We start from the raw sequence: 23,036 nt of genomic DNA on the forward strand, positions 1-23,036 counted from the left end.
AATATAAATGGTTGAATATATGGAAATGATGACGGTGACAGAAGCAGAAAATCTCAAGCGCACCATCCGGGATCTGTTTCGTCAGACCTGTATCATACAGATGAAATACGATCCGGCAACGTTAGTTCCGAGGGACAATCCAAACTACCGGGTCTGCTTAAAGCACCAGCGTTTTATAGAGGATTATCTGGCCGTGATCGGGTGCGAGCTGCATTATGATCCGCAGGAGCATATCTTCCGTCTGGAGGGGGAGGGTGTGCTGACGGAGAAGCTGAGCGAGACGACGACACTTCTGGTGCTGATCATGAAGCTGATCTACCGTGATAAGATCATGGGGGAGGGGCTTCACGCCACGGTGACGAATCTGGCGGAGATCCGCGAGTACGGAAAGGATACCGGCCTGATCAACCGGAGGCTGACAACGGCAGAATGGCGGGAAGCGCTGGGCGTGATGCGGACCCACCAGATGATCGAGCTGCCGGGGGCGATTGTGAATGTAGAGGATGACACCCCGATTTATATCTACAGCACAGTCAATATTTACTGTGCGTCCACGGATATCAATGCGATTGTAGCAAAATATCAGAAGGATCTGATGCAGATACATCTGAATATGAATGAGGCAATCGAGATGGATGGAAATGAGATGGACGGGAATGAGATGGATGGAAATGCCGGTGTGAAAACATCAGGACCGGAATCAGGGCAAAAGGAGAGAACGGATGAGAGAAGCGAAGAAGAAATTTACGCGGATACTGCTGAATAACTGGGGCGGTATCGACCATCACATCATAGAACTGAATGAGTATGTAAACCTCTTCAGCGGAAAAAGCGGTTCTGGAAAATCTACCGTGATGGATGCCATCCAGGTAGTTCTCTACGGGAGTCTTGCCGCCACATTTTTAAACAAGGCGGCGGACGATGCAAAGAACCGGAGATCGGTGCTCAGCTATCTGCGCGGGGAGCAGAAGGACGGGACGGCCAACCGTGAGGGGCGGGATTTCTGTGCACAGATCGTGATGGAGATCGAGGACACCGGAACACATATTACCAACTGTGTCGGTGTTTCCTTTGAGGTCGGGAAAAATGATCAGGATATCAAAAATCATGGATTTTTCAGTCATTCGGGAAGGATGCCGGAGGATGGCTATCTGACGGAGGATGGCGTTCCATACTCGATCGTGCAGATCAGGGGCCTGACGAAAGAGCGCGCAAGGTCGGAGGATAACAGAGGATATGGAGACATCAACCGTATTTATCCGTCGAAGGAGGCGTATCTGAATACGCTCTATGAGGTGCTGCTGGGCTTCATCGACGGCTCCCGGTTTGTGACCATGGAGAAGAGCTCCATCGCGCTGAAGATGACAAACGGGACGGGGCAGTTTATCCGCGACTATATGTTCCCGAAGAGCAAAGAAGATACGATCGGGAAAATCAGCGACCAGCTGGGTGCGTACAGCGAGATCAAGGGCAGGATCGAGGATTTGGAAAAACGGATCGCGATGCTCGCAGAGATCAGTGAGAGCAATCGGAATCTGACGCAGGCATCGGCGGATATCATTCGCACAGAGGCGATTCTGCGCTATGTCGATATCGAGAATCAGAAGAGCAGGCTGGAATCCAGAAAGCAGGATCTGGAACATATTCTGGATCAGCTGAAGTCTCTGAACGGGAAAAAGGATGCCATGGAGCAGAGCAGGTCGAAGGCGACTACCGAGCTGATCGAGGTGGAGGCGAACCTGAAATCCAGCGATTACGGTCAGAAAGAAAAACAGCTGAAGGAGATGGAGCGCACCATAGAGCTGCTTCGTCAGAACAGCGTGAGCTGGCGAAATCTCGTGCAGGGGCTGACCCGTTGGGAAGAGGATGAGGTCATCACTGATTATGTGAGCAACCCGGCACTGGCACTGATCGGGCAGTTTCGCGCAGGAGATGTGACGGAGGAAGACTGTGCAGGACTGAAGCGGAGACTCGATGAGACGATGAAGAACATCGAGCAGGAGATGGATGACCTGCGCAGTGACCGGTCGGAGTTGGCGAAAGAACTCAGCGAGAAGAAAGAGATTGTCGAAGATCTGAAAAATAACCGGAAACCGTATAAAAAGAGCCTGAAGCAGGCGCGGGCACAGCTGGAACAGGCCCTGAGTGATCAGTACGGAAGAAAAATCCAGGTACACATTTTCGCGGATCTGTTTGATATTCAGGACGAAGAGTGGAAGAATGCCATCGAGGGGCGTCTGGGAAGATTGAAGCACAGCCTGATCACCGCACCGGAGCAGGCTCATGATGCGGCGGTCGCATTTCGCAGGATGAAGCAGTTTGAGGATGTGGAGCTGATCAACTCGGCGGCAGTCCGGCAGACGGATCCGAGGGCGGAGAAGCATTCACTCTACGAGGCGGTAACCACGGAGGAGGCTTATGTGGATGCCTGCCTGAAGCGGTATCTGGGACGTATCATGAAGTGCCAGAGTGTGGAGGAACTGGAGCGGGTCAGAGACGGCGTGACGCAGGACTGTTATTCTTACAGCAATTTTATCTTCCGCCATCTGCGGGAGAGCGATTATAATCTGCATGCGTGTATCGGAACGACGGTTTCCAAGGCAAAGCTGCGGGAGCTGGAGGAGGAAGTGGACAAGTTGACTTACCGTTTGCAGGAGATCAGCGTGGATTTTGACGCTCTGAAAAAGGCGCAGAGTTTTGAGCGTCTGCAGCAGGAGCCGGAGCAGATCGTGGCGCTTTCAAGATCGGCAGAGCAATTGGAGGAGTATTTTGAAAAACAGGAACGTCTGCAGCAGGAACTTCGGGAACTGCAGGATGGAAGTCTGGTTGCCGCGCTGAAGGAGCAGCAGGCCGGACTGAAGCAGAAGCTTGCCGAGCTGAGAGCGACGGAGAATGGATTGAACCGGAGCATTGCCGAGTTCGAGGGTAGCAAGGGCCGGGCGCAGTCGGATATCGCCAACGGGCAGGAGCGGCTGGAGAATCTTCTGGAAGGCTTTATTCAGAATGAAGCACTGGAGGATGAGGTGACGGCGAACCTGAGAACGCAGTCAGAAGCAAATTACCGGAGTCAGAAGAACAGTGAGCTCGCGAAACTGGAGATTGAGCGGCAGGAATATCTGGAGCTTCGCGGCAAGGCGAGAATGCGTTTCAATCTGGAGTACCCGACACTCGGGTTCAGCGGGGAGGAGAAGAGCAATCAGATTTATGACGATCTGCTGGAGCATTACCGTCAGGATTTTGAGCCGAAGTATAAAGAAGAATTTGAAAAACAGTGCGAGCAGGTGTACCGCAGTCTGCGCGACAATGTGATCGCCACCATTCACGGGGAGATCAGGGCAGCCTACCGCCATACCAGAGAGATCAACCGCATGCTCTCCCGCATCCGTTTCTCGGACAGTGTCTACCAGATCGAGATTCTTCCGGCAGACAATGAAAACGGACAATTTTATGAAATGCTGATGGCGCCGGAACTGGACAGCAAGATCGTCGATCCATATGGCGTGGAGGGACAGATCAGCTTTGGAGATGAGGATTTCTATCAGAAGTATGAGCAGAAGATTGAACTGCTGACGGAGAAGTTCATGCCCGAGAAATCTGACGATAAGCAGAAGCAGAACAACCGGAAACAGGAGATGGAGCGCTACGCCGATTACCGCAATTACCTGAATTTCAGCATGTATGAGAAGGTGACCGACGAGCACGGAAATGAAAAGAAGAATCCGGTGGATGAGATGGCTGGGCGCGATTCCGGCGGGGAGGGACAGAACCCGAAGTATGTGGCACTGCTGGCGGGATTTGCCATGCTCTACATGCAGCAGAGCAACCGGGATTCCCGGATCAAGCTGGTGCTGCTCGACGAAGCATTTTCCAAGATGGACAAGGAGCGGAGCGAGGTCTGCCTGCGCTATGCGAGAGAGCTGGATCTGCAGCTCATCGTCTGCGTGCCGGACGAGCGTCTGCAGTCGCTGATCCAGTACGTGGACAGTGTCTACGGGTTCCGCAGGCACCAGAACCGGATTTCCATGATGCACATTGACAAGGGGGATTATCTGAAGATGCTGGAAGGAAGTGAAGCGGAGCAGCTTACTGATGAGAAAGAAAATCATGAAATTACTGGAAATACAGTTTTAGATACGTTGGGAATCGAGGGAAAATAACATGAAAACGGAACAAAAGGGGACGCTGTTTGTCATCATTAGTGCGCTGATGTGGGGCGTCAGCGGAGTGACGGTGCAGTATAGTTATATGCAGAACTATTTTACAACCGGTCAGATCGTGGGAGTCAGGCTTTTGACGACCGGTGTATTGCTGCTGATTTACAATCTGATGAAAAAGGACGCAGGGATCTACCGAATATTCAAGGATTGGAGAGATGTACTGGGGCTGGCCTTTTTCAGCATTGTCGGGATGGCCGGCGTGCAGTATACATTTTTTGCGACCGTGGAAGAATCCAACTCACCCACGGCCAGCATTCTGCAGTTCCTTTATCCGGTCATTGTGCTGTTTATTGTGACAAGGCAGCAGCGCAGAATGCCGACCGGTCTGGAGAGCTTTCGGATTGCACTTGCGATCGTCGGAACATTTCTGATTGCGACGCACGGACAGCTTGGCAGCCTTGCAATCACGAAAGAAGCACTTGGATGGGGACTGGCATCGGCGATGTGTATGGCACTGTATACGGTCTATTCAAAACGTATTGTCGCCAAATGGGGAACCTGGGTGGTGAATGGCTGGGGAATGTTTTTCGGTGGAATCGTAATCGCACTGATCTCTCATGACGAGATGAGAGAGATCCAGTGGAGCGTCGGCGGCGTGGTCTGTCTCTGGGTGATCGTTCTTATGGGAACCCTGATTCCTTTTGGGCTGTATCTGAAGGGCGTGCTCTATGTCGGCGGAATCAAGGCGAGCGCCCTGTGCTGCATTGAGACGCTGGCAATTCTTGTCTGGGCGGTAATCCTGTTCGGACAGAAGCTGGAGCCGGGTGACGTTGCCGGAATCGTCTGCATCATCAGTGCGGTGGTGATCCCTGCGGTGCTGGAGCAGCGGGAAAAAAAGAAAAAGAATTGTCTGGATATGGGAAACGTGATATCATCGGATTAGAGTATTGAAAAAATGAGAATGAAGAGCACGTTCAGCAAGGAGGACACTATGATTACATTATTACCTTCCGTATTATCAGCGGATTTCGCCAATCTGGGAAATGAATTGGATACTTTAAAAAAATCGGGAGTGACGGAGGTTCATATCGATGTCATGGATGGTATGTTCGTCCCGAGCATTTCGTTTGGAATGCCGGTCATCGCATCTATGCGGAAAGTGAGCGATCTGACATTTGACGTACATATGATGGTCGAGGAGCCGGGACGCTATATTGATGATATGGTGAAGGTCGGTGCGGATGCCATCGGGGTTCATGCGGAGGCATGCAAGCATCTTGACCGCACGATCATGCAGATCAAGGATGCCGGGAAAAAAGCATATGTAGTGCTGAATCCGGCCACACCGCTGTCGGTTCTGGATTATGTTCTGGACAAGATTGATTATGTTCTGCTGATGACGGTAAACCCGGGATTTGGCGGGCAGTCCTATATTCCACAGATGACGGAGAAGATCCGGGATCTGAGGAGGAAGATTGATGCACGTGGTCTGGATGTGGAGATTCAGGTGGACGGTGGAATCAAACTGAACAATGTGGAGACCGTCATTGATGCGGGAGCAAGCCGTATTGTGGCAGGATCCTCGGTGTTTGGAGATCATACAGAAGAGCAGATTGCAGCTTTTCTGAAGATATTTGCGGAGAAAAATTAGAGCACGGATTCATGTAGAGATGCTTATATTTACAGTAGATTTCGACGGGGATTACTGTAAATATAAGCATTTTTTTCATTGAGGTACACAGAATCTTCATACTTTGGGGGTACAATAACTCAGCATATAAAGATAAGGGAAATATTTGCAATAACGGAAACATGTGACAAAAAAGGGGAGAAATGGTTCATGAGGTTTGGAAAAACGGGAAAGAAAACGGGGAGCGGAATCAAAGACCGCATACGGGAGCAAAATAATATAAGAAGAAACACCACCGGAAGACGGGAAAATGCCCCGGAGATACTGCTGGCATCGGTACTTTTTTCAGCATTTACGGTGATTGGTCACAGCTTTGCCCAAAAAGGAAATCTGGATCTGATCCTGGCAAATACGAGGACGATAAATAACTCCTGCCTGAAATTCATTGTGCTGGTATTTGTATTTAATCTGGCAATCCAGCTGTTATATTCCTGGCTGGAGAAAACACATACATTTAAGATTCCGGCAAAAGGGGAGGAGAAGAGCAGGCTGCTCATTGCATACAGAAAGCATCCATTCTTATATACATGGCTGATGCTGTTTGTGCTGTGGCTGCCGTACCTGATCGGCTATTATCCGGGAATCTTCATGGGAGATACCAGCGCACAGATCTCGCAGTTTTTTCAGCTGCCAAACGGTGTGTCCTCGAGCGTGGAGCTTATTTCCGCATCACAGATGATCACGGCGCACCATCCGGTGGTTCACACATTGATGCTGGGCGGGTTTACCAAGCTGGGAGAGATACTGTTTCATTCGGACAATGCAGGGATTTTCATGTATACCTTTCTGCAGTATTCCGTGTGCAGTGCGGCGCTGGCCTATGCGCTGACTTACGTCCGAAGACAGGGAGCACCGCGCTGGCTGGTGGTACCGATCTTTTTTATTGTCGGGCTGTATCCGACATTTCCGAAATACGCGGTTCTGTTGAGCAAGGACGCATACTTTGCATGCTTTATGCTGCTGTTTCAGATTCTGCTGCTGCAGTGGATTCACGACCCGGAGGATATGATGCAGAATGTGTGGAAACGTCTTGCATTTATCGGGACGATGGTGGGGGTTCTGCTGTTTCGCCAGAACGGAATCCTGGCTGTATTTTTCGGTGCGGTAGTGATTTTTGTTTACTGGAGACAGCGTGAGACGAGAAAGAAACTGGTGATCGCCTTCGGCGCCGTGCTGGGAATTTTTCTGCTGTACTCGAAGGTGCTGCTCCCGCTGTGCGACATCACGCCGGGCAGCAAACGTGAAGTATTGTCTATCCCGTTCCAGCAGACTGCAAGGTATCTGACGCAGTATGCGGACGAGGTGACTGCGAAGGAGCATGACGCGATCGATGCGGTGCTGGATTACGATGCGATCAAGGAAGATTATAATCCGAATCTCTCGGATCCGGTGAAGAACACATTCCGTGAGGATGCGACATCAGAGGATCTGGCAAACTATTTTAAAACCTGGGCGCAGATGTTCTGGAAACATCCGGGGACTTATGTTCAGGCGACCCTGAACAATTACTATGGATATTTTTATTTCAGCTGGAAACCACAGGAGCATCACGTCCGGTATCACCGGGCCGCCAGCCAGAAATTTATGGATGAGAGGATCAACGGGAAGGGGTTCCATTTTTATCATCCGGAGACTACGAAGAAGCTGACGGATCATCTGGAGAAAATGTCGGATGCGCTTCTGGCAATGCCGGTGTTCTCGTGGGCGGAAACTGCCGGATTCTACACATGGGGACTGCTCCTGATGATGTTGTTCTTGCTTTACACCAGAGACTACAGGGAGCTGGCCGGATTCCTTCCGACACTCAGTATCTTTTTGGTATGTCTGATCTCACCGGCGAACGGCAGCTATTACTTCCGCTACAGCCTGTCGCTGGCATATCTGTTCCCTGTGCTGATCGGAACCTGCGTGAAACCGAGAAGATATTACTACCCGGAGCGGAAGGAATATGCGATCCGTGTGGTGGTGGAGGACATCAGGCTGTAAAGGTGAAAGTATCTGTATGATTTATAAAAACTATCTATTCCGGCTAAGACGGTAATCATCCTCGATGATGCGTTCTATGGCTGCAAAGGTCTGAAAAACATCACAATAACGACAAAACTTCTGACGACAAAGACCGTTGGACGCAACGTGTTCAAAGGAATCTATCCCCAGGCGGTGGTCAATGTTCCAAACAGCAAACTGGGTGAATATCGATCACTTCTGAGAGCAAGAGGAGCAGGAAGTTCGGTAACGATTAAATAGTTGTGACAGGAAGATAGGTGACGATTCAATCGTTAAAAAAATGTGTGGGGCTGTTGTGCTAAGCAAGTTAGTACAACAGCTCCTTTTGCATGCCTGAAGGTCTTTGGCCAGGACGCGCTGGAGACCCCAGAGGGAGAAGGTTGGAGTTATGCGGATGGTGTTCTTACCCTGAACGCGTGTGTGGCAGATCAGATGGACGCTAAATTCTTAGAGTACGCAGGGGACCTGACGGTCGAACTGGTCGGAGAGAACCGAATAAGCTGTACAGGTGTGATTGTTACCAGAGCGCAGACCAGTCCAGAAAGTCACTGCGGGCTGACAATTCAGGGCGACGGGAGCCTGTACCTGAGCGGAAGAACCGTAACTTGTGATAAGCTTACGATAGAGAGCACAAAGGTGGACATTGAGACAAGCTCGCCGACGCCGGGAACGGATGGCGTTTTTGCAGACGAGGGACTTTTGGTCAATGCGTCTGAAGTGACGATGAAATCCCTGACGGATTCGGCACCGATCTACATTATATGGGGCAAATTGGAGATTACGGGGGGCAGTGATGTGTCGTTTATAAACAGCGCAGAGAAGTATCCTGCGGCTATGTGTGCGGGGGGACTCGTACTGACGGACAGTAAGCTTACGCTGGTCAATCCGAACAACTGGGGAGTGTATTGCGCCCTTCTGGCTAATACGGAGCCGCCAGAACTGGCGGGGAACCGTACAGTGGCAATTACCAACTCCGTTTTGGATGTACAGGGCGGCGGAGGCGTTCTGTGTGACAGCGCGCAGGTGACAAATTCCACGGTGACTGCAAGTTCAGACTGTAATCATTTGATACGCGCGCTCAGCAGTTCGGTGGCGTGGGATGGAGAAAATACGGTGCACGGCATGGTCGCAGAGAATTATGCGTCAGAGGAGAATGCGACCGTTACTGTATATGGGGACGTAGAGCCGTCTTTCAATGGAGTTCTTCCGGCGGGAAAGCTATTTATTATTCCGGAGGGAGCCTCATTTACCATAGCTGCAGGCAGAACGTATGAGAACAATGGAACGATGCATGTATATGGAACGTTGGTAAAGAATGGAACACTGATCGGCACCGGTACGGTTGTCAGCAAGGGAGAAGCCGAGCTTTCTATGGAAGGCTGGACCTATGGAGAACAGGCGAAGGAGCCGCAGGTGTCATCAGACACAAACGGAGTCGAGGGAATCCAGTATGCATATAAGGTGTCGACTGCAGACGATGAGACCTATACAGGTGATGTGCCGGTCAATGCCGGAACCTATACTGTGCGGGCTACATTTCCGGCGAACGATAATTATTTTGAAGTGGTAAAGACAGCAGATTTTACCATTGCAAGAGTGAAGAATGCTCCGGGAATCGAGAACGTTAAGAACACCTCCGTAAAATACGAGATCGATACAGTGGGAAAAGTGACACTGCCGGAGGGCTGGTCATGGAAGCCGGAAGATCAGAATACAGAGCTGAAGGTCAACAAACCGGTCAAGGCCACAGCCGTTTACAAAGATACAGAAAACTATGAGAATTATTCAAAACAAATTACAATTACCAGGGTGTGCGAACATAAATGGGATTCCGGCACGATAACAAAGGAACCGACGGCTACCCAGAAAGGGGTCAGGACCTATACCTGTTCTGTGTGCAAGGAGACAAAGACGACAGAAATCGCTGCACTTGGAATCTCACCCGTTGGTAAAAAGATCACGGACACAAAAACGAGTGCAGTTTATCGGGTGACGGCAGCAGGGAAAGAGACTTCCACAGGATCTGTGAGCGGTGCAGCAGTTTCGTACGTGGGAACTACCGATAAAAACGCGACATCGATTATTGTGCCATCCACGATAAGCTATCGCGGAATCGCCTATAAGGTGACGTCTGTCGGAGCCAGTGCATTTAAGGACAACAGTAAGGTGACGAAGGCTGTGATAGGAAGTAATGTCACAAGCATTGGCTACAGAGCGTTTTTTAAATGTAAAGCGTTAAAGACTGTTACACTTGGCAGCAATGTTGTTTCAATCGGAAAACAGGCATTCTATGACTGTACAAAGCTGGCGGCGGTAACAATTCCGGCTAAGACAGTAACCATCCTTGATGATGCGTTTTATGGCTGCAAAGGTCTGAAAAACATCACAATAACGACAAAACTTCTGACGACAAAGACCGTTGGCCGCAACGTGTTCAAAGGAATCTATCCCCAGGCGGTGGTCAATGTTCCAAACAGCAAACTGAGTGCCTATCGTTCACTTCTGAAAGCAAGAGGAGTGGGAAGTTCGGCAACGATTAAATAATTGTGACAGGAAGATAGGTGACGATTCAATCGTTTAAGAAAATGTGTGGGGCTGTTGTACTAAGTAAATTAGTACAATGGCTCCTTTTGCATGTCAAAATACAGGCATGGATCCGGAGCGGCTGAAGACGGAGGAGACACAATCCCGGATGGCAGTTCACAGAAATATGTGATATGATAAAAATAATATAAAATATCATAAAAAGGGGGATAGTCATGGATAAGACAAACGCAAAATACGACATATATGTTCAGACACTGCGCGAGGAACTCGTTCCGGCCATGGGCTGTACGGAGCCGATCGCACTGGCCTATGCGGCGGCGAAAGCCAGAGAGATACTGGGGGAGATCCCGGATCAGGTTCTGATCGAAGCCAGTGGGAGTATTATCAAGAATGTCAAGAGCGTGATCGTGCCGAACACCAATCACCTGAAAGGGATTCCGGCTGCTGCGGCGGCAGGGATCATTGCGGGAAGAGCGGATCGTGAGCTGGAAGTCATCGCGGAGGTGAGTGAGGAGCAGACCCGGCAGATGCAGGAATTTCTGGATAAGACGGAGATCACCGTGGCTCATGTGGACAATGGGATGACTTTCGAGATTGTGGTAACGGTGCATAGAAAAGACTCGTATGCCAAAGTCCGGATCGTGAATTATCATACGAATATTGTGCTGGTCGAGAAGGATGGGGAGGTGCTGCTTCGCAGGCCGGTCCTTGGCGAGAACGAGGAGGGACTGACGGATCGTTCCCTTCTCAACATGAAGGACATCTGGGATTTTGCGATGACGGTCGATATTGAGGATATCCGCGGAATCATTCGGACTCAGATCGAGTACAATTCGGCAATCGCCGAGGAGGGGCTGCGGGGAGATTACGGAGCCAATATCGGAAGTGTGATCCTGGATACTTACGGGGAAGATATCAGAAGCAGGGCGAAAGCCATGGCAGCGGCCGGATCGGATGCGCGGATGAACGGGTGCGAGCTTCCGGTAATCATCAATTCGGGGAGCGGAAACCAGGGGATGGCCTGTTCTCTTCCGGTGATCGCATATGCGAAAGAAGATCATAAGAGCGAGGAAGAGCTGTATCGGGCGTTGGTGCTGTCCAACCTGACGGCGATTCACCAGAAGACGGGGATTGGCAGGCTGTCAGCCTACTGCGGCGCGGTGAGTGCGGGAGCGGCGGCAGGTGCGGCGATTGCCTATCTGTGCGGTGGGGACTACCGTGCGGTGGTGCACACGCTGGTCAATGCGCTGGCAATCGTGTCCGGGATGGTCTGTGACGGGGCGAAAGCATCCTGCGCTGCGAAGATCGCGGCGTCGGTGGATGCCGGAATCCTCGGCTACAACATGTTTATCAGAGGGCAGCAGTTCTACGGCGGGGACGGCATTGTCATGAAGGGCGTGGAGGCAACAATCCAGAGTGTGGGGCGCCTCGGAAAAGAGGGAATGAAAGAGACAAACGAAGAGATCATCCGAATCATGGTTGGAGAATAAAATATCTGGAAGACAGACCGGAGCGGACGCAGAAGCGTCCACTCCGGTCTGTTGTTCTGCCTGGCACCCGCGCGTCCTCCCCAGCCTGGTGCTGCGCCCGACACCCGCGCGTTTCCAATCCGGGGGAGTCAGCTGCCTGGTGAAAGCGACGGAATGACGGGGCAGAATGGAACCGAGAAGGGAAAAATGCGATGGTAGACAGAAGGTTGTTCGGTGAATGCCCGACAGCAAACGAATCGTTGGTAAAAGTGCACAAAAAAAATCGCTTTTTTACAAAAACGAGCGCATGTTTTTTGTTGACAAAGACAAAAAATAGGATTAATCTTAGTCATGGTACTTTATAGAAGAAAGTGCCGAAAAAAAGAGAAAAGGGAGGGAGTCATACGGATTCGTTAACGAAAAACTTAATGGAAGAGCTGAATTGCGAGACTGTCTTTAAAATCCCGCTGTTTGGCGGCATCGGCGTATCTGAATCCACGGTGGTCACATGGATCATCATAGCGGCACTCACCATCCTTTCCATCATATTTGTCCGGAATCTGAAGGTGGAGAATCCGGGGAAGATACAGCTTGCACTCGAATCACTGTTTGGCTGGCTGCAGGATTTCTTTGATGGAATCATGGGAGAAAACGGCAGAAGATATGTACCATATATGATTACAGTCATTCTGTATATCGCCGTCGCCAATCTGATCGGGCTGCTTGGATTCAAACCGCCGACGAAGGACATGAACGTGACAGCAGGACTTGCAATTATGAGCATTGTTCTGGTCGAGTTCGCAGCCATCCGGGCACGCGGGACAAAGGGCTGGCTGAAGAAATTTATGGAGCCCATGGCAGTTGTGCTGCCAATCAATATCCTGGAGCTGTTTACAAGACCTTTGTCGCTGTGTATGCGGCTCTTTGGAAATGTGCTCGGTTCATTTGTTATTATGGAGCTGATCAAAATGCTGGTACCGCTGCTGGTACCGATACCGTTCAACTGCTATTTTGATATCTTCGACGGTCTGATTCAGGCGTATGTATTCGTATTCCTGACGGCTCTTTATGTGGGAGAAGCAGTCGAATAATAGAGTGGATATCCAAAAGCAGTACAGGCAAAGCAATAAGGGAGCGGGGCGCAAAAACAACAGGTAGAAGCAAAAACGCAGAGACAAAATCACAGAGGTAAAACCACAGAAACAAACCACAGAAGTAATAAGCAGAAGCAACAAACAGAGTAACAAAAAATGACAGAAAATACATAGAGTGTATTCGAAAAAACAGGAGGAAAAAATTATGAACTTAATCGCAATTGGAGCCGGAGTAGCAGCATTGACAGGTATTGGAGCAGGTATCGGTATCGGTATCGCAACATCAAAGGCAGTAGAAGCAATCGCAAGACAGCCGGAGGCTGAGAGCAAAATTTCTAAATCACTGATCCTTGGTTGTGCCCTTGCCGAGGCGACTGCAATCTACGGATTTATCATCGCATTATTATGCATCTTCTTCTTAAAATAAAGGTAACTTCTCAGAGAGTGACGTTACAAATAAACCATAACGAAAGGCAGGTGGGATAAGTGTTATCATTAAATTGGAACCTTCTCTTTACCATAATAAACCTGATTGTGCTTTATCTTTTAATGAAGAAGTTCCTGATCGGACCGGTTACCGGCATCATGGAAAAAAGGAAAGCTTTGATTGAGGACGGTCTTGCAAATGCGGACAAAGCGAACAAGGACGCCCAAAAGATGAAACAGCAATATGAGGATTCGCTTCAAAATGCCCGCCAGGAGTCGGAACGCATCATGACAACGGCAAAGGCAGAAGCGAAAAATGAGTATAACCGCATTGTGGAAGAGGCGGGAGAAAAGGCAGGAAAACTGTTGTCAGGTGCACAGGCGACCATAGAGGCCGAAAGGGCACAGACAGTGAAGGAACTGCAGACAGAGATTGCGGGACTGGCAATGACAGCCGCAAAAAAAATTGTGAACGAATCGGGAAATGACGCGGTTTATGATCTGTTTTTAAGTGATGTAAATGCTGGGGATTCCACAAAATCAAACGGACTGGAAGGTGATGGAAGTGAAGACTCAGATCACAGATAACTACGCACGTGTTCTCTATGAGCTGGAAATTCCGGCACAGGATGTCGAAAAAAGCGATGCCATCTTTGCACAGGTTGAAAAACTGATTCCAATCTTTGAGAATCCAGTGATCCCGGAGGACAAAAAACGAGTACTGATTGACCGGATTTTTCCGGAACGAATCCAGAGCTTTCTGAAGGTTGTGATGAAACACAAAGAAATCGGTGCAATCAGAGAGATATTTGCGGCGTATCAGGAATACTGCAATGAACAGAAAAAAGTGATTGCGGCAAGCATCTCATACGTGGAGCCTCCGAGCGAAGAACAGCTGGAGAAAATGAAAACCTACATCTGTAAAAGATACGGGGCCGAGGAGGTCCGCCTGGAAGAAAAACAGGATACGAGCCTTGTCGGCGGCTTCATTCTCCGTGTGGGGAACGATGAGTATGATTACAGTATGAGCGGACGTTTGAACAGAATGACACAGAAATTAACCGGGAGGTGAAAAGATTGAGTACGATCAATTCAGATGAGATTATCTCGATTTTAAAGGAAGAGATAAAAAATTATGATGAGTTAAGTAAGATTGGAGAGGTGGGAACCGTTGTCGCTGTAGGTGACGGTATCGCCACAATATATGGAATCGACCAGGCTATGTACGGCGAGATCGTGACGTTCGAGAACGGTCTGAAGGGCATGGTCCAGGACATCGCACATGACAGTGTCGGCGTCATTCTTTTTGGTCATGATACAGGGATCAAAGAGGGAACAAAAGTAGCCCGCACCGGGAAAAAAGCCGGTATCCCTGTGAGTGAGAATTTTATAGGCCGCGTTGTGGACGCGCTGGGCGCACCAATCGACGGAAAAGGTGATATCGAAGCGACGGAGTACCGTCCGGTGGAGCAGGCTGCACCGGGAATCGTTGACCGTAAGTCAGTGAGTGAGCCGATGGAGACGGGAATTCTTTCCATCGATGCCATGTTTCCAATTGGCCGCGGACAGAGAGAGCTGATCATCGGCGACAGACAGACCGGAAAGACATCGATTGCGCTGGATACGATCATCAACCAGAAGGGGAAGAACACGATCTGCATCTACGTTGCGATCGGTCAGAAAGCATCTACCGTGGCAAAGGTCGTGGGTACGCTGCGCAACAATGACGCCATGGATTACACCACCGTATTCTCGGCGACAGCCAGTGACTGCGCACCGCTGCAGTATATTGTGCCATATTCAGGAACCGCTCTGGCAGAGTATTTTATGCATCAGGGAAAAGATGTACTGATCGTCTACGATGATCTGTCAAAGCATGCGGTTGCATACCGTGCATTGTCCCTGCTGCTGGGCCGTTCTCCGGGACGGGAGGCATATCCGGGCGACGTATTCTACCTGCATTCCAGACTGCTGGAGCGCTCCAGCCGACTGTCGGATGAACTGGGCGGAGGCTCGATCACAGCGCTCCCAATCGTTGAGACGCAGGCGGGCGACGTGTCCGCATATATTCCGACCAACGTGATCTCTATCACCGACGGTCAGATATTCCTGGAGAGTGATCTGTTCTTCTCCGGTATGAGACCTGCGGTCAACGTGGGACTTTCCGTATCCCGTGTAGGTGGTGCGGCACAGGCGAAGGCGATGAAGAAAGCGGCCGGAAGTGTGCGTATTGATCTGGCGCAGTACCGTGAGATGGAAGTATTTACACAGTTCAGCTCCGATCTGGATGCGACCACGAAGGAACAGCTCAAATACGGCAGCACTCTGATGCAGCTGCTGAAACAGCCGTTGTGTCAGCCACTGTCACTGCACGAGAAGGTGATTACGCTTGTGGCAGCGACGAACAAGGTGCTGCTGAACGTGGACACTGCCAATGTAAAAGAGGTACAGGCGGGAATGCTTCATTACTTCGATGGTACCCATCCGGAGATCGGAAGAGAGCTTGAGGAGACAAAGGTACTGACAGACGAGCTGACAGGTAAGATCGTGGCTGCGGCGAAGGAGTACATGAGTACGATAGGAAAATAGGTGAAAATATGGCAAATACAAAGGAAATACAAACCCGCATTAACAGTGTCAAAGAGACCATGAAAATCACAAATGCGATGTATATGATTTCCTCCTCCAAGCTGAGACAGGCCAGGCAGAAGCTGGCTGATACAGAGCCGTACTTTTATGCGCTGCAGGGTGAGATCGCAAGAATCCTGCGCCATGTTCCTGAACTGACACACCCCTATTTTGATAAGCGCGAGGGCGTGGAGCCGGAGCAGAGAAAAATCGGGTCCATCGTCGTCTCCGCGGATAAGGGACTGGCGGGCGGATACAATCATGACATCGTCAAGCTGGAAGAGGAGCTTCTGACCATGCCGGGCGAGCATAAGCTGTTCGTTCTCGGGGAACTGGGCCGGCACTATTTTGCCAAGCATGATGTGGGAATCGATATGAATTTCCAGTATGTTGTGCAGAAGCCGAGCATGCACCGTGCCAGAAACATTTCCTCGACGATTCTGGAGGCGTTCAACAAGGGTGAGCTGGACGAGGTATACATTGTTTACACACGTATGGAAAATTCTATGGAATCAAAGACGGAGAAGGTGAAGCTTCTTCCGCTGGAGACCACGGACTTTAAGATCATGAGGATGCCGCTCAACATGTACCGGGAGGAGATTGAGCTGTACCCGTCAGCGGACAGCGTGATGAACAGCATCGTTCCGAACTACATTACCGGTATGATCTACGGCTGTCTCGTGGAGTCCTACTCCAGCGAGCAAAATGCGAGAATGATGGCGATGCAGTCGGCTACGGACAGTGCGAAGAAAATCATCAAGGAACTATCGGTTCTTTATAATAGAGCGAGACAGAACGCGATCACCCAGGAATTGACAGAGGTGGTCAGCGGTGCAAATGCGCAGAAACGGAAAAGGAAGTGAGAATAGACATGAATATGGGACGAATTACACAGGTCATGGGACCTGTAGTCGATGTTGTGTTTGATGATGGGAATCTCCCGTCCATCAAGGATGCGTTGACAGTAGATAATGACGGAACAAAATGCGTCATGGAAGTGGCACAGCACGTGGGCAACAACGAAGTGCGCTGTATCATGCTGGCTTCCAGTGAAGGACTGCATAAAGATATGGAAGTAACAGCTACCGGAGACGGAATCACAGTTCCGGTCGGCGAGAAGACGCTGGGAAGGCTGTTCAATGTACTGGGTGAGGCTATCGACGGTGGCGAGCAGCCGGATACAGAGGAAAAATGGGTCATCCACAGAGATCCTCCGACCTTCGACCAGCAGAGTCCGGTCGTGGAGGTTCTGGAAACCGGTATCAAAGTAATCGACCTTCTGACGCCTTACGCAAAGGGCGGTAAGATTGGTCTGTTCGGCGGAGCCGGAGTCGGCAAGACCGTATTGATTCAGGAACTGATCCGCAACATTGCCACAGAGCATGGCGGATATTCGATTTTTACCGGAGTCGGCGAGCGTTCCAGAGAGGGAAATGATCTCTGGACAGAGATGCGTGAATCCGGAGTACTGGCTAAGACTGCTCTGGTATTCGGACAGATGAATGAGCCACCTGGCGCGCGTATGCGTGTGGCGGAGACCGGACTGACTATGGCAGAGTATTTCCGTGACAAAGAGAACCAGAACGTGCTGCTGTTTATCGACAATATCTTCCGTTTCACACAGGCCGGATCAGAGGTGTCTGCACTGCTTGGACGAATCCCTTCCGCAGTTGGTTATCAGCCGACACTTGCAACGGAGATGGGCGAGCTGCAGGAGCGTATCGCCTCTACTAAGACGGGTTCGGTTACATCGGTACAGGCAGTTTACGTGCCGGCCGATGACCTGACAGACCCGGCACCGGCAACTACATTTGCCCATCTGGATGCGACAACGGTTCTTTCCAGAAAGATCGTAGAGCAGGGAATCTACCCGGCAGTGGATCCGCTGGAATCTGCGTCCCGTATCCTGGAGGCAGAGGTGGTAGGCGAGGAACATTACGAAGTGGCCAACCGTGTGACAGAGGTGCTGCAGAAGTACAAAGAACTGCAGGATATTATCGCAATTCTTGGTATGGAAGAGCTCTCAGATGAAGACAAGGCGACGGTATCACGTGCCAGAAAGGTACAGAGATTCCTGTCACAGCCGTTCTTTGTGGCGGAGACATTTACGGGGATTCCTGGAAAATATGTACCTTTGAAGGAGACGATCCGCGGGTTCGAGGCAATTCTTGACGGCGAGATGGATCAGTATCCGGAATCTGCATTCTTCAATGTGGGAACCATAGATGAGGTTGTGGAGAAGGCGAAAGCTGAGATGGCAGAAGCCTGATAGGAGTGAAGCATATGGCTGAATTTAGTTTAAAAATCATTGCCAGCGACAGGCTGTTCTATGAGGGGAAGTGCGAAAAACTCGTGATTCCTGCCCCGGACGGCGAGGTCGGTATTCTGGCAAATCATGAGAATATGGTCATTGCGGTGACCGTCGGGGATGCGAGAGTACAGCTCCCGGGCGGCGAGTGGGTCGATGTGGCAGTGGGGGCCGGCTTCGCGGAGGTCGTGAATAACCGTGTCATACTGCTCGTGGACACCGCTGAGAAACCGGGTGAGATCGATGCGCGCCGCGCCGAGGAGGCAAAGGAGCGTGCCGAGGAGCAGCTTCGTCAGAAGCAGAGCCAGCAGGAGTACTACCAGACCCAGGCATCCCTGGCGAGAGCCATGAACCGCCTGAGAATCTCCAAAGAGGGCCAGCGCTGGAACTTGTAACCTTTCCACACCGCCAGCGCATCAAGTACACAGCAGCCCTCCCCGTGGCCTGGCTGCGGACGTTCGCATACGTTTTTCAAAGGGAAAAAGAAAGAGATATGGAGACACGAATGAAGAGGTCCTCCATATCTTTTCTCGTTTCCCTGAGAAAACGGAATTGCCCGCTTTCGCAGCCCGGCCACGGGGAGGGCTGCTGTGTACTTGATGTGCTGGCGGTGTGGAAAGCTAACAAATTCTCAGTAGTCTGAGGGTGCAAAGTGGGGAAGTGGACACACTTTATGGCTGGATTTATGTGTATTTATGTCTGTTTAGTGGCATTTTTTTGATTTATCTTGCAAATTTCAGGGTTGTGTACTAGAATATATTTACTTATGCAGATTCATTGAAATGGAATGTTACATGGAGGAAGTTAGTGAGGAGATCATCCAATGAAAGAGAGATATAAGCAACAAACAATTATCGAGAATATGAATGTTATTTTGTGCGCGATTGTGGAGCATTATAATGCGGATTACTCATATTATATCGAGAGGGAAGACGGGGAACTGCCAACGGTATATGAGTGGTGCAAGACCGGCATGCCTTTTCAGAAGGAATATCTTAGAGGACTGTCTGAGCGCGAGTTCCCGGAATGGGTTCTGCGCGAGACGGATGATTATGATATCAGTATTCATAAGGAGGTACGCAGTGGCGTGATCGGGATTCTGGCTGTTGTGAATGTGCAGCAGAACTGGCATGATTCTTCGTTGCTGCGCATGGTGCTGCCTTATGTCTCACAGTCAATCACGATGCAGAAGCAGCAGATGCAGCAGGAGTATTTAAGCTATCACGATGACCTGACGGGATTGTTGAACCGCAACAGCATGCTGAACTATCTTGAGACGACTGACGCGGAGAGTCTGGAGTCGGTGGGAGCGCTGTGCGTGGACATCAACGGGCTGAAGTTCTTTAACAAGGAATTTGGCCGTGAGTACGGTGACGAAGTGGTGATGCGTGTCGGCGAGCTTCTCGAGGAGCATTTTAAGGGGGATATGGTTTATCGCCTTACGGGAGATGAGTTCCTGGTAATCAGCGAGAATATTTCATATGATAATTTTATTAAGCAGATGAATGCGGCAAATGACCGCCTGGAGAATATTTCACTGGATCTGACCACAATGGGGTATGCGTGGGAGAAGGTCGATATCGAACTGAACAATCTGATCAACACCGCGGAAGAGATGATGCGGGAAGAGAAGCAGAAATTCTATAAAAAAGATAAAACGGATCACACCCCGATCATCAAGGATGATTTGCTGGAGGATATCGCACAGGGGAACTTTATTGTCTGCCTGCAGCCAAAGATGCATGTGGATACGGAGGCTGTGAGCAGTGCGGAGGCGCTGGTGCGCTATCGCCATAAGGATCTGGGGATTATGGATCCGCAGCGGTATCTGAATCTGCTTGAGCGGACCAGACTGTCACATCATTTGGATATGTATGTATTTGAAACGGTCTGCAGAATCATTGAACATTGGATACAGAAGGACATGCCAGTGATTCCGATTTCTGTCAACATTTCGTCAGACACTCTCTGCCGGGAGGATACGGTGGAGCAGATGATGCGTCTTGTGGAAAAATACAAGGTGCCCTGCGAGTATCTGGAGATCGAAGTGTCGGAGAATGATGATTGCATGAATCAGGAGGTGCTGGCGGAGACGAGCAACAGAATCCGCAAGGCGAACATCCGCGTGGTACTGGATAATTTCGGAACGAAGAACTCCAGCCTGTCGATTCTTTCCATCATGGAATTTGACGGTCTGAAGGTTGACCGGACTCTGGTGACCAACATTGTGTCCAACCACAGAAGCCAGATCGTGGCGCGTGCCATCATCAGCATCTGCAAAGAACTGGGCGCGACCGTCGTTGCGACCGGAGTTGAGACGCAGGATCAGTTGAATGTTCTGAAAGAACTTGGCTGTGATTATGCACAGGGATTTTTGTTTAACAAGCCGGTTGCGCTGGATACATTTGAAGTGCGGTATATGCAGGAATAAGGAAGTAGAAAGATCATCCCCTCGGAATTCTGCCAAAGGATTTGACAGACGATAAACATTCGGAGTAGAATAGCATCAGAATGAACAGGATTTGGGATCAGAGAGGGATGACGAAGATGATTAAAACATGGATTGCGAATATTGATTCGCTGCGAGAGGAAAGCCGGTATCATTTCTATTATGAGAATGTACCGGCCTTTCGTCGCCAAAAAGCAGATAAACAGCGGCAGAAAGAGGACAAGCTGAGAAGTATCGGCGTGTGGGCGCTGCTGGCGCGGGCGTGGGAAAGAGATAATATTGATAAAAGCCGGCCATTCAATTTGTCACATTCCGGGGATTATGTGATGTGTTCGATTGCGGTGGATGAGGAGCCCGGAACGCTGGTCGGGTGCGATGTGGAGTCCATGAATGAGAAGAATGAAGTGGAGAAAATTGCGAATCATTTCTTCTGCCCGCAGGAGCAGCAGACAATCAGGGCGTGTGAGACAAAAGGGGAGAGATCCGATACATTTTACAGGTACTGGGTCCTGAAAGAAAGCTTTATGAAAGCGACAAGGCAGGGGACGGCACTGGATCTGCATTCGTTTGAATTTGAACTGTCGGATCCGCCGGTTCTGGTAAGACAGCCGGAGGGGTTTGCAGAGAAATATTATTGCAGGGAGTATATGCTGGAGGGCGAGCCGTACAAGTTTGCAGTATGTTCTACGTGCCCGGTGTTTTCAAAAGAGATGGAAATGGTGAAGCTGTAGGAAGATTAACCTTGCCGGATTTGGTTTCCCGGGAGATGCGAAAAACCGCATGGAGCAAAATGCGTTCCATGCGGTTTTTTCATTTCAGGATGTGTAAGTGCTATTATTCATTTAGGAGTGACATAGCTGCTTGATCTATATTATAAACGGAAGTTGAAATCCGCGTAAGCGCTTGATCCATGCTCATGGGCATCCAGACCTTCACGTTCTTCCTGCTCACTTACACGCAGACCGATTGTCTTGTCGATCAGAGTGAAGATGATGAATGCAAGAACAAGTACGTATGCCATAACTGAGGCAACACCGATTACCTGTGTCAGGAAATCTACATCTGAGGCAAATACACCTGTGAGGATGGTACCTGTCGCACCACATACACCGTGGACGCTGATTGCACCGACAGGATCATCAATTTTGGCTACTTTATCGAAGAACTCTACAGAGAATACTACGAGTATGCCGGCAACTGCACCGATGATGATGGCAGCCCAGTTGCTTACAACATCACAGCCGGCGGTGATTGCAACGAGACCTGCGAGTGATCCGTTGAATGTCATGGAGACATCAGGCTTGCCGTAACGAACCCATGTTACGATCATTGCCATCAGCGTTGCCGCAGCGGCTGCCAGGTTTGTTGTCATGGCGATATCGCCGAGTGAAGTCGTTGCCGCTGTTGTAGATCCACAGTTGAATCCGAACCAGCAGAACCAGAGGATAAATACACCGAGTGCTGCGATTGGCAGGTTGTGTCCCGGGATAGCTCTCGGTTTACCGTCCTTACCGTATTTTCCGATACGAACACCAAGAATCTTGGCACCTACAAGTGCACAGATACCACCGACCATATGTACTGCTGTGGAACCGGCAAAGTCATGGAATCCCATGGATGACAGCCAACCGCCGCCCCAGATCCAGTGACCTGTTACCGGGTAGATAAAGATACTGATAGCTGCACTGTAAACCAGATATGCCGCGAATTTTGTACGCTCAGCCATGGAACCGGATACGATGGTCGCTGCTGTTGCACAGAATACGGTGTGGAAGATGATGAAAACTCCGATTGGAAGACCGTTGAACATTCCATCTGCGTCTGCCAGAGAGGTAGGATCAAAAAATCCTTTTACTCCGATGATTCCATTAAAATCTGTACCGTGCATGATTGCAAATCCAAATACGAAGAAGAACAAACTTCCGAGTACGAAGTCCATCATGTTCTTCATTAAAATGTTACCCGTGTTTTTGGCTCTCGTAAAACCTGCCTCACACATTGCAAAACCTGCCTGCATAAAATATACGAGGAATGCGCCGAGCATCGTCCACATGACGTTCATCAATAATCCGGACGCTTCGACCGCATCCATTCCACTTTCTATTAATCCTGTTAAATCCATAATGTATTCCTCCTTTTGGGTGATCTGTCTTCTATTAAATAGGTAACTATAAATGAGTAAACATAAATAGCTTAAAATAAATAAGTAAAATAGAAGAGGGATAACTGTCTGGAAACCGAAGTCCCGAAACAGTTATCCC

The 23,036-nt window shown here is 49.9% G+C and carries 18 protein-coding genes; 17 read left to right on the forward strand and 1 reads right to left on the reverse strand.

Features of this window, described 5'->3' with window-relative positions; all coding sequences use genetic code 11:
• Positions 1-7: 7 nt before the first annotated feature.
• From BUB85_RS02410 to BUB85_RS02490, 17 genes are all read left to right on the forward strand, one after another.
• A complete protein-coding gene (locus BUB85_RS02410; RefSeq protein ID WP_073104499.1) occupies positions 8-766 on the forward strand; it encodes a DUF4194 domain-containing protein in 759 nt (252 codons plus the stop codon).
• Positions 723-4,157 carry an SbcC/MukB-like Walker B domain-containing protein gene (locus BUB85_RS02415; protein ID WP_073104501.1) on the forward strand — a complete coding sequence of 1,145 codons (3,435 nt, stop codon included), beginning with the start codon at positions 723-725 and terminating at the stop codon, positions 4,155-4,157. The genes BUB85_RS02410 and BUB85_RS02415 overlap by 44 nt, the downstream gene beginning before the upstream one ends.
• Before the next feature lies 1 nt (position 4,158).
• Positions 4,159-5,100: a DMT family transporter gene (locus tag BUB85_RS02420; RefSeq protein WP_073104503.1), complete on the forward strand. Its 942-nt coding sequence runs from the start codon at positions 4,159-4,161 to the stop codon at positions 5,098-5,100.
• A 48-nt stretch (positions 5,101-5,148) separates the two neighbouring features.
• Positions 5,149-5,808 (forward strand): ribulose-phosphate 3-epimerase, encoded by a 660-nt coding sequence (rpe, locus tag BUB85_RS02425; protein WP_073104505.1) that lies wholly within the window; start codon positions 5,149-5,151, stop codon positions 5,806-5,808.
• Between the two features lie 189 nt (positions 5,809-5,997).
• Positions 5,998-7,833: a DUF6020 family protein gene (locus BUB85_RS02430; protein WP_073104507.1), complete on the forward strand. Its 1,836-nt coding sequence runs from the start codon at positions 5,998-6,000 to the stop codon at positions 7,831-7,833.
• A gap of 453 nt (positions 7,834-8,286) precedes the next feature.
• On the forward strand, positions 8,287-10,398 hold the full coding sequence (locus tag BUB85_RS02435) for a leucine-rich repeat domain-containing protein (RefSeq protein WP_143160649.1): 2,112 nt from the start codon (positions 8,287-8,289) through the stop codon (positions 10,396-10,398).
• A 215-nt stretch (positions 10,399-10,613) separates the two neighbouring features.
• The gene (locus BUB85_RS02440; protein ID WP_073104516.1) at positions 10,614-11,891 is read left to right on the forward strand and encodes an L-cysteine desulfidase family protein; all 1,278 of its coding nucleotides are present in this window, start codon (positions 10,614-10,616) and stop codon (positions 11,889-11,891) included.
• A gap of 407 nt (positions 11,892-12,298) precedes the next feature.
• A complete protein-coding gene (locus tag BUB85_RS02445; protein WP_073104518.1) occupies positions 12,299-12,961 on the forward strand; it encodes a F0F1 ATP synthase subunit A in 663 nt (220 codons plus the stop codon).
• 208 nt (positions 12,962-13,169) lie between these two features.
• Positions 13,170-13,391, forward strand: a complete 222-nt coding sequence (atpE, locus tag BUB85_RS02450) for an ATP synthase F0 subunit C (RefSeq protein ID WP_073104520.1) — start codon at positions 13,170-13,172, stop codon at positions 13,389-13,391.
• A gap of 59 nt (positions 13,392-13,450) precedes the next feature.
• Complete coding sequence (gene atpF, locus BUB85_RS02455) at positions 13,451-13,978, forward strand: F0F1 ATP synthase subunit B (protein ID WP_073104523.1); 528 nt, start codon at positions 13,451-13,453, stop codon at positions 13,976-13,978.
• Positions 13,950-14,462 carry an ATP synthase F1 subunit delta gene (gene atpH / locus BUB85_RS02460; RefSeq protein ID WP_073104526.1) on the forward strand — a complete coding sequence of 171 codons (513 nt, stop codon included), beginning with the start codon at positions 13,950-13,952 and terminating at the stop codon, positions 14,460-14,462. Before atpF ends, atpH begins: the two co-directional genes overlap by 29 nt.
• Positions 14,463-14,467: 5 nt before the next feature.
• Positions 14,468-15,979: a F0F1 ATP synthase subunit alpha gene (atpA, locus tag BUB85_RS02465; protein WP_200803533.1), complete on the forward strand. Its 1,512-nt coding sequence runs from the start codon at positions 14,468-14,470 to the stop codon at positions 15,977-15,979.
• 8 nt (positions 15,980-15,987) lie between these two features.
• Positions 15,988-16,881: an ATP synthase F1 subunit gamma gene (gene atpG, locus BUB85_RS02470; RefSeq protein ID WP_073104532.1), complete on the forward strand. Its 894-nt coding sequence runs from the start codon at positions 15,988-15,990 to the stop codon at positions 16,879-16,881.
• Positions 16,882-16,889: 8 nt separating this feature from the next.
• Positions 16,890-18,287: a F0F1 ATP synthase subunit beta gene (gene atpD / locus BUB85_RS02475; protein WP_073104534.1), complete on the forward strand. Its 1,398-nt coding sequence runs from the start codon at positions 16,890-16,892 to the stop codon at positions 18,285-18,287.
• A 14-nt stretch (positions 18,288-18,301) separates the two neighbouring features.
• The gene (atpC, locus tag BUB85_RS02480; protein WP_073104535.1) at positions 18,302-18,721 is read left to right on the forward strand and encodes an ATP synthase F1 subunit epsilon; all 420 of its coding nucleotides are present in this window, start codon (positions 18,302-18,304) and stop codon (positions 18,719-18,721) included.
• 428 nt (positions 18,722-19,149) lie between these two features.
• Entirely contained in the window at positions 19,150-20,757 is a 1,608-nt protein-coding gene (locus BUB85_RS02485) for a bifunctional diguanylate cyclase/phosphodiesterase (RefSeq protein ID WP_073104537.1), read from the forward strand.
• A gap of 116 nt (positions 20,758-20,873) precedes the next feature.
• Positions 20,874-21,506: a 4'-phosphopantetheinyl transferase family protein gene (locus BUB85_RS02490; RefSeq protein ID WP_073104539.1), complete on the forward strand. Its 633-nt coding sequence runs from the start codon at positions 20,874-20,876 to the stop codon at positions 21,504-21,506.
• Between the two features lie 140 nt (positions 21,507-21,646).
• Here BUB85_RS02490 and BUB85_RS02495 read toward each other — a convergent pair whose 3' ends face one another.
• Complete coding sequence (locus BUB85_RS02495; RefSeq protein WP_143160650.1) at positions 21,647-22,897, reverse strand: ammonium transporter; 1,251 nt, start codon at positions 22,895-22,897, stop codon at positions 21,647-21,649.
• Between the last annotated feature and the right edge of the window lie 139 nt (positions 22,898-23,036).

It is taken from the genome of Hespellia stercorisuis DSM 15480 (assembly GCF_900142165.1).
Taxonomy (GTDB): Bacteria; Bacillota; Clostridia; order Lachnospirales; family Lachnospiraceae; genus Hespellia; species Hespellia stercorisuis.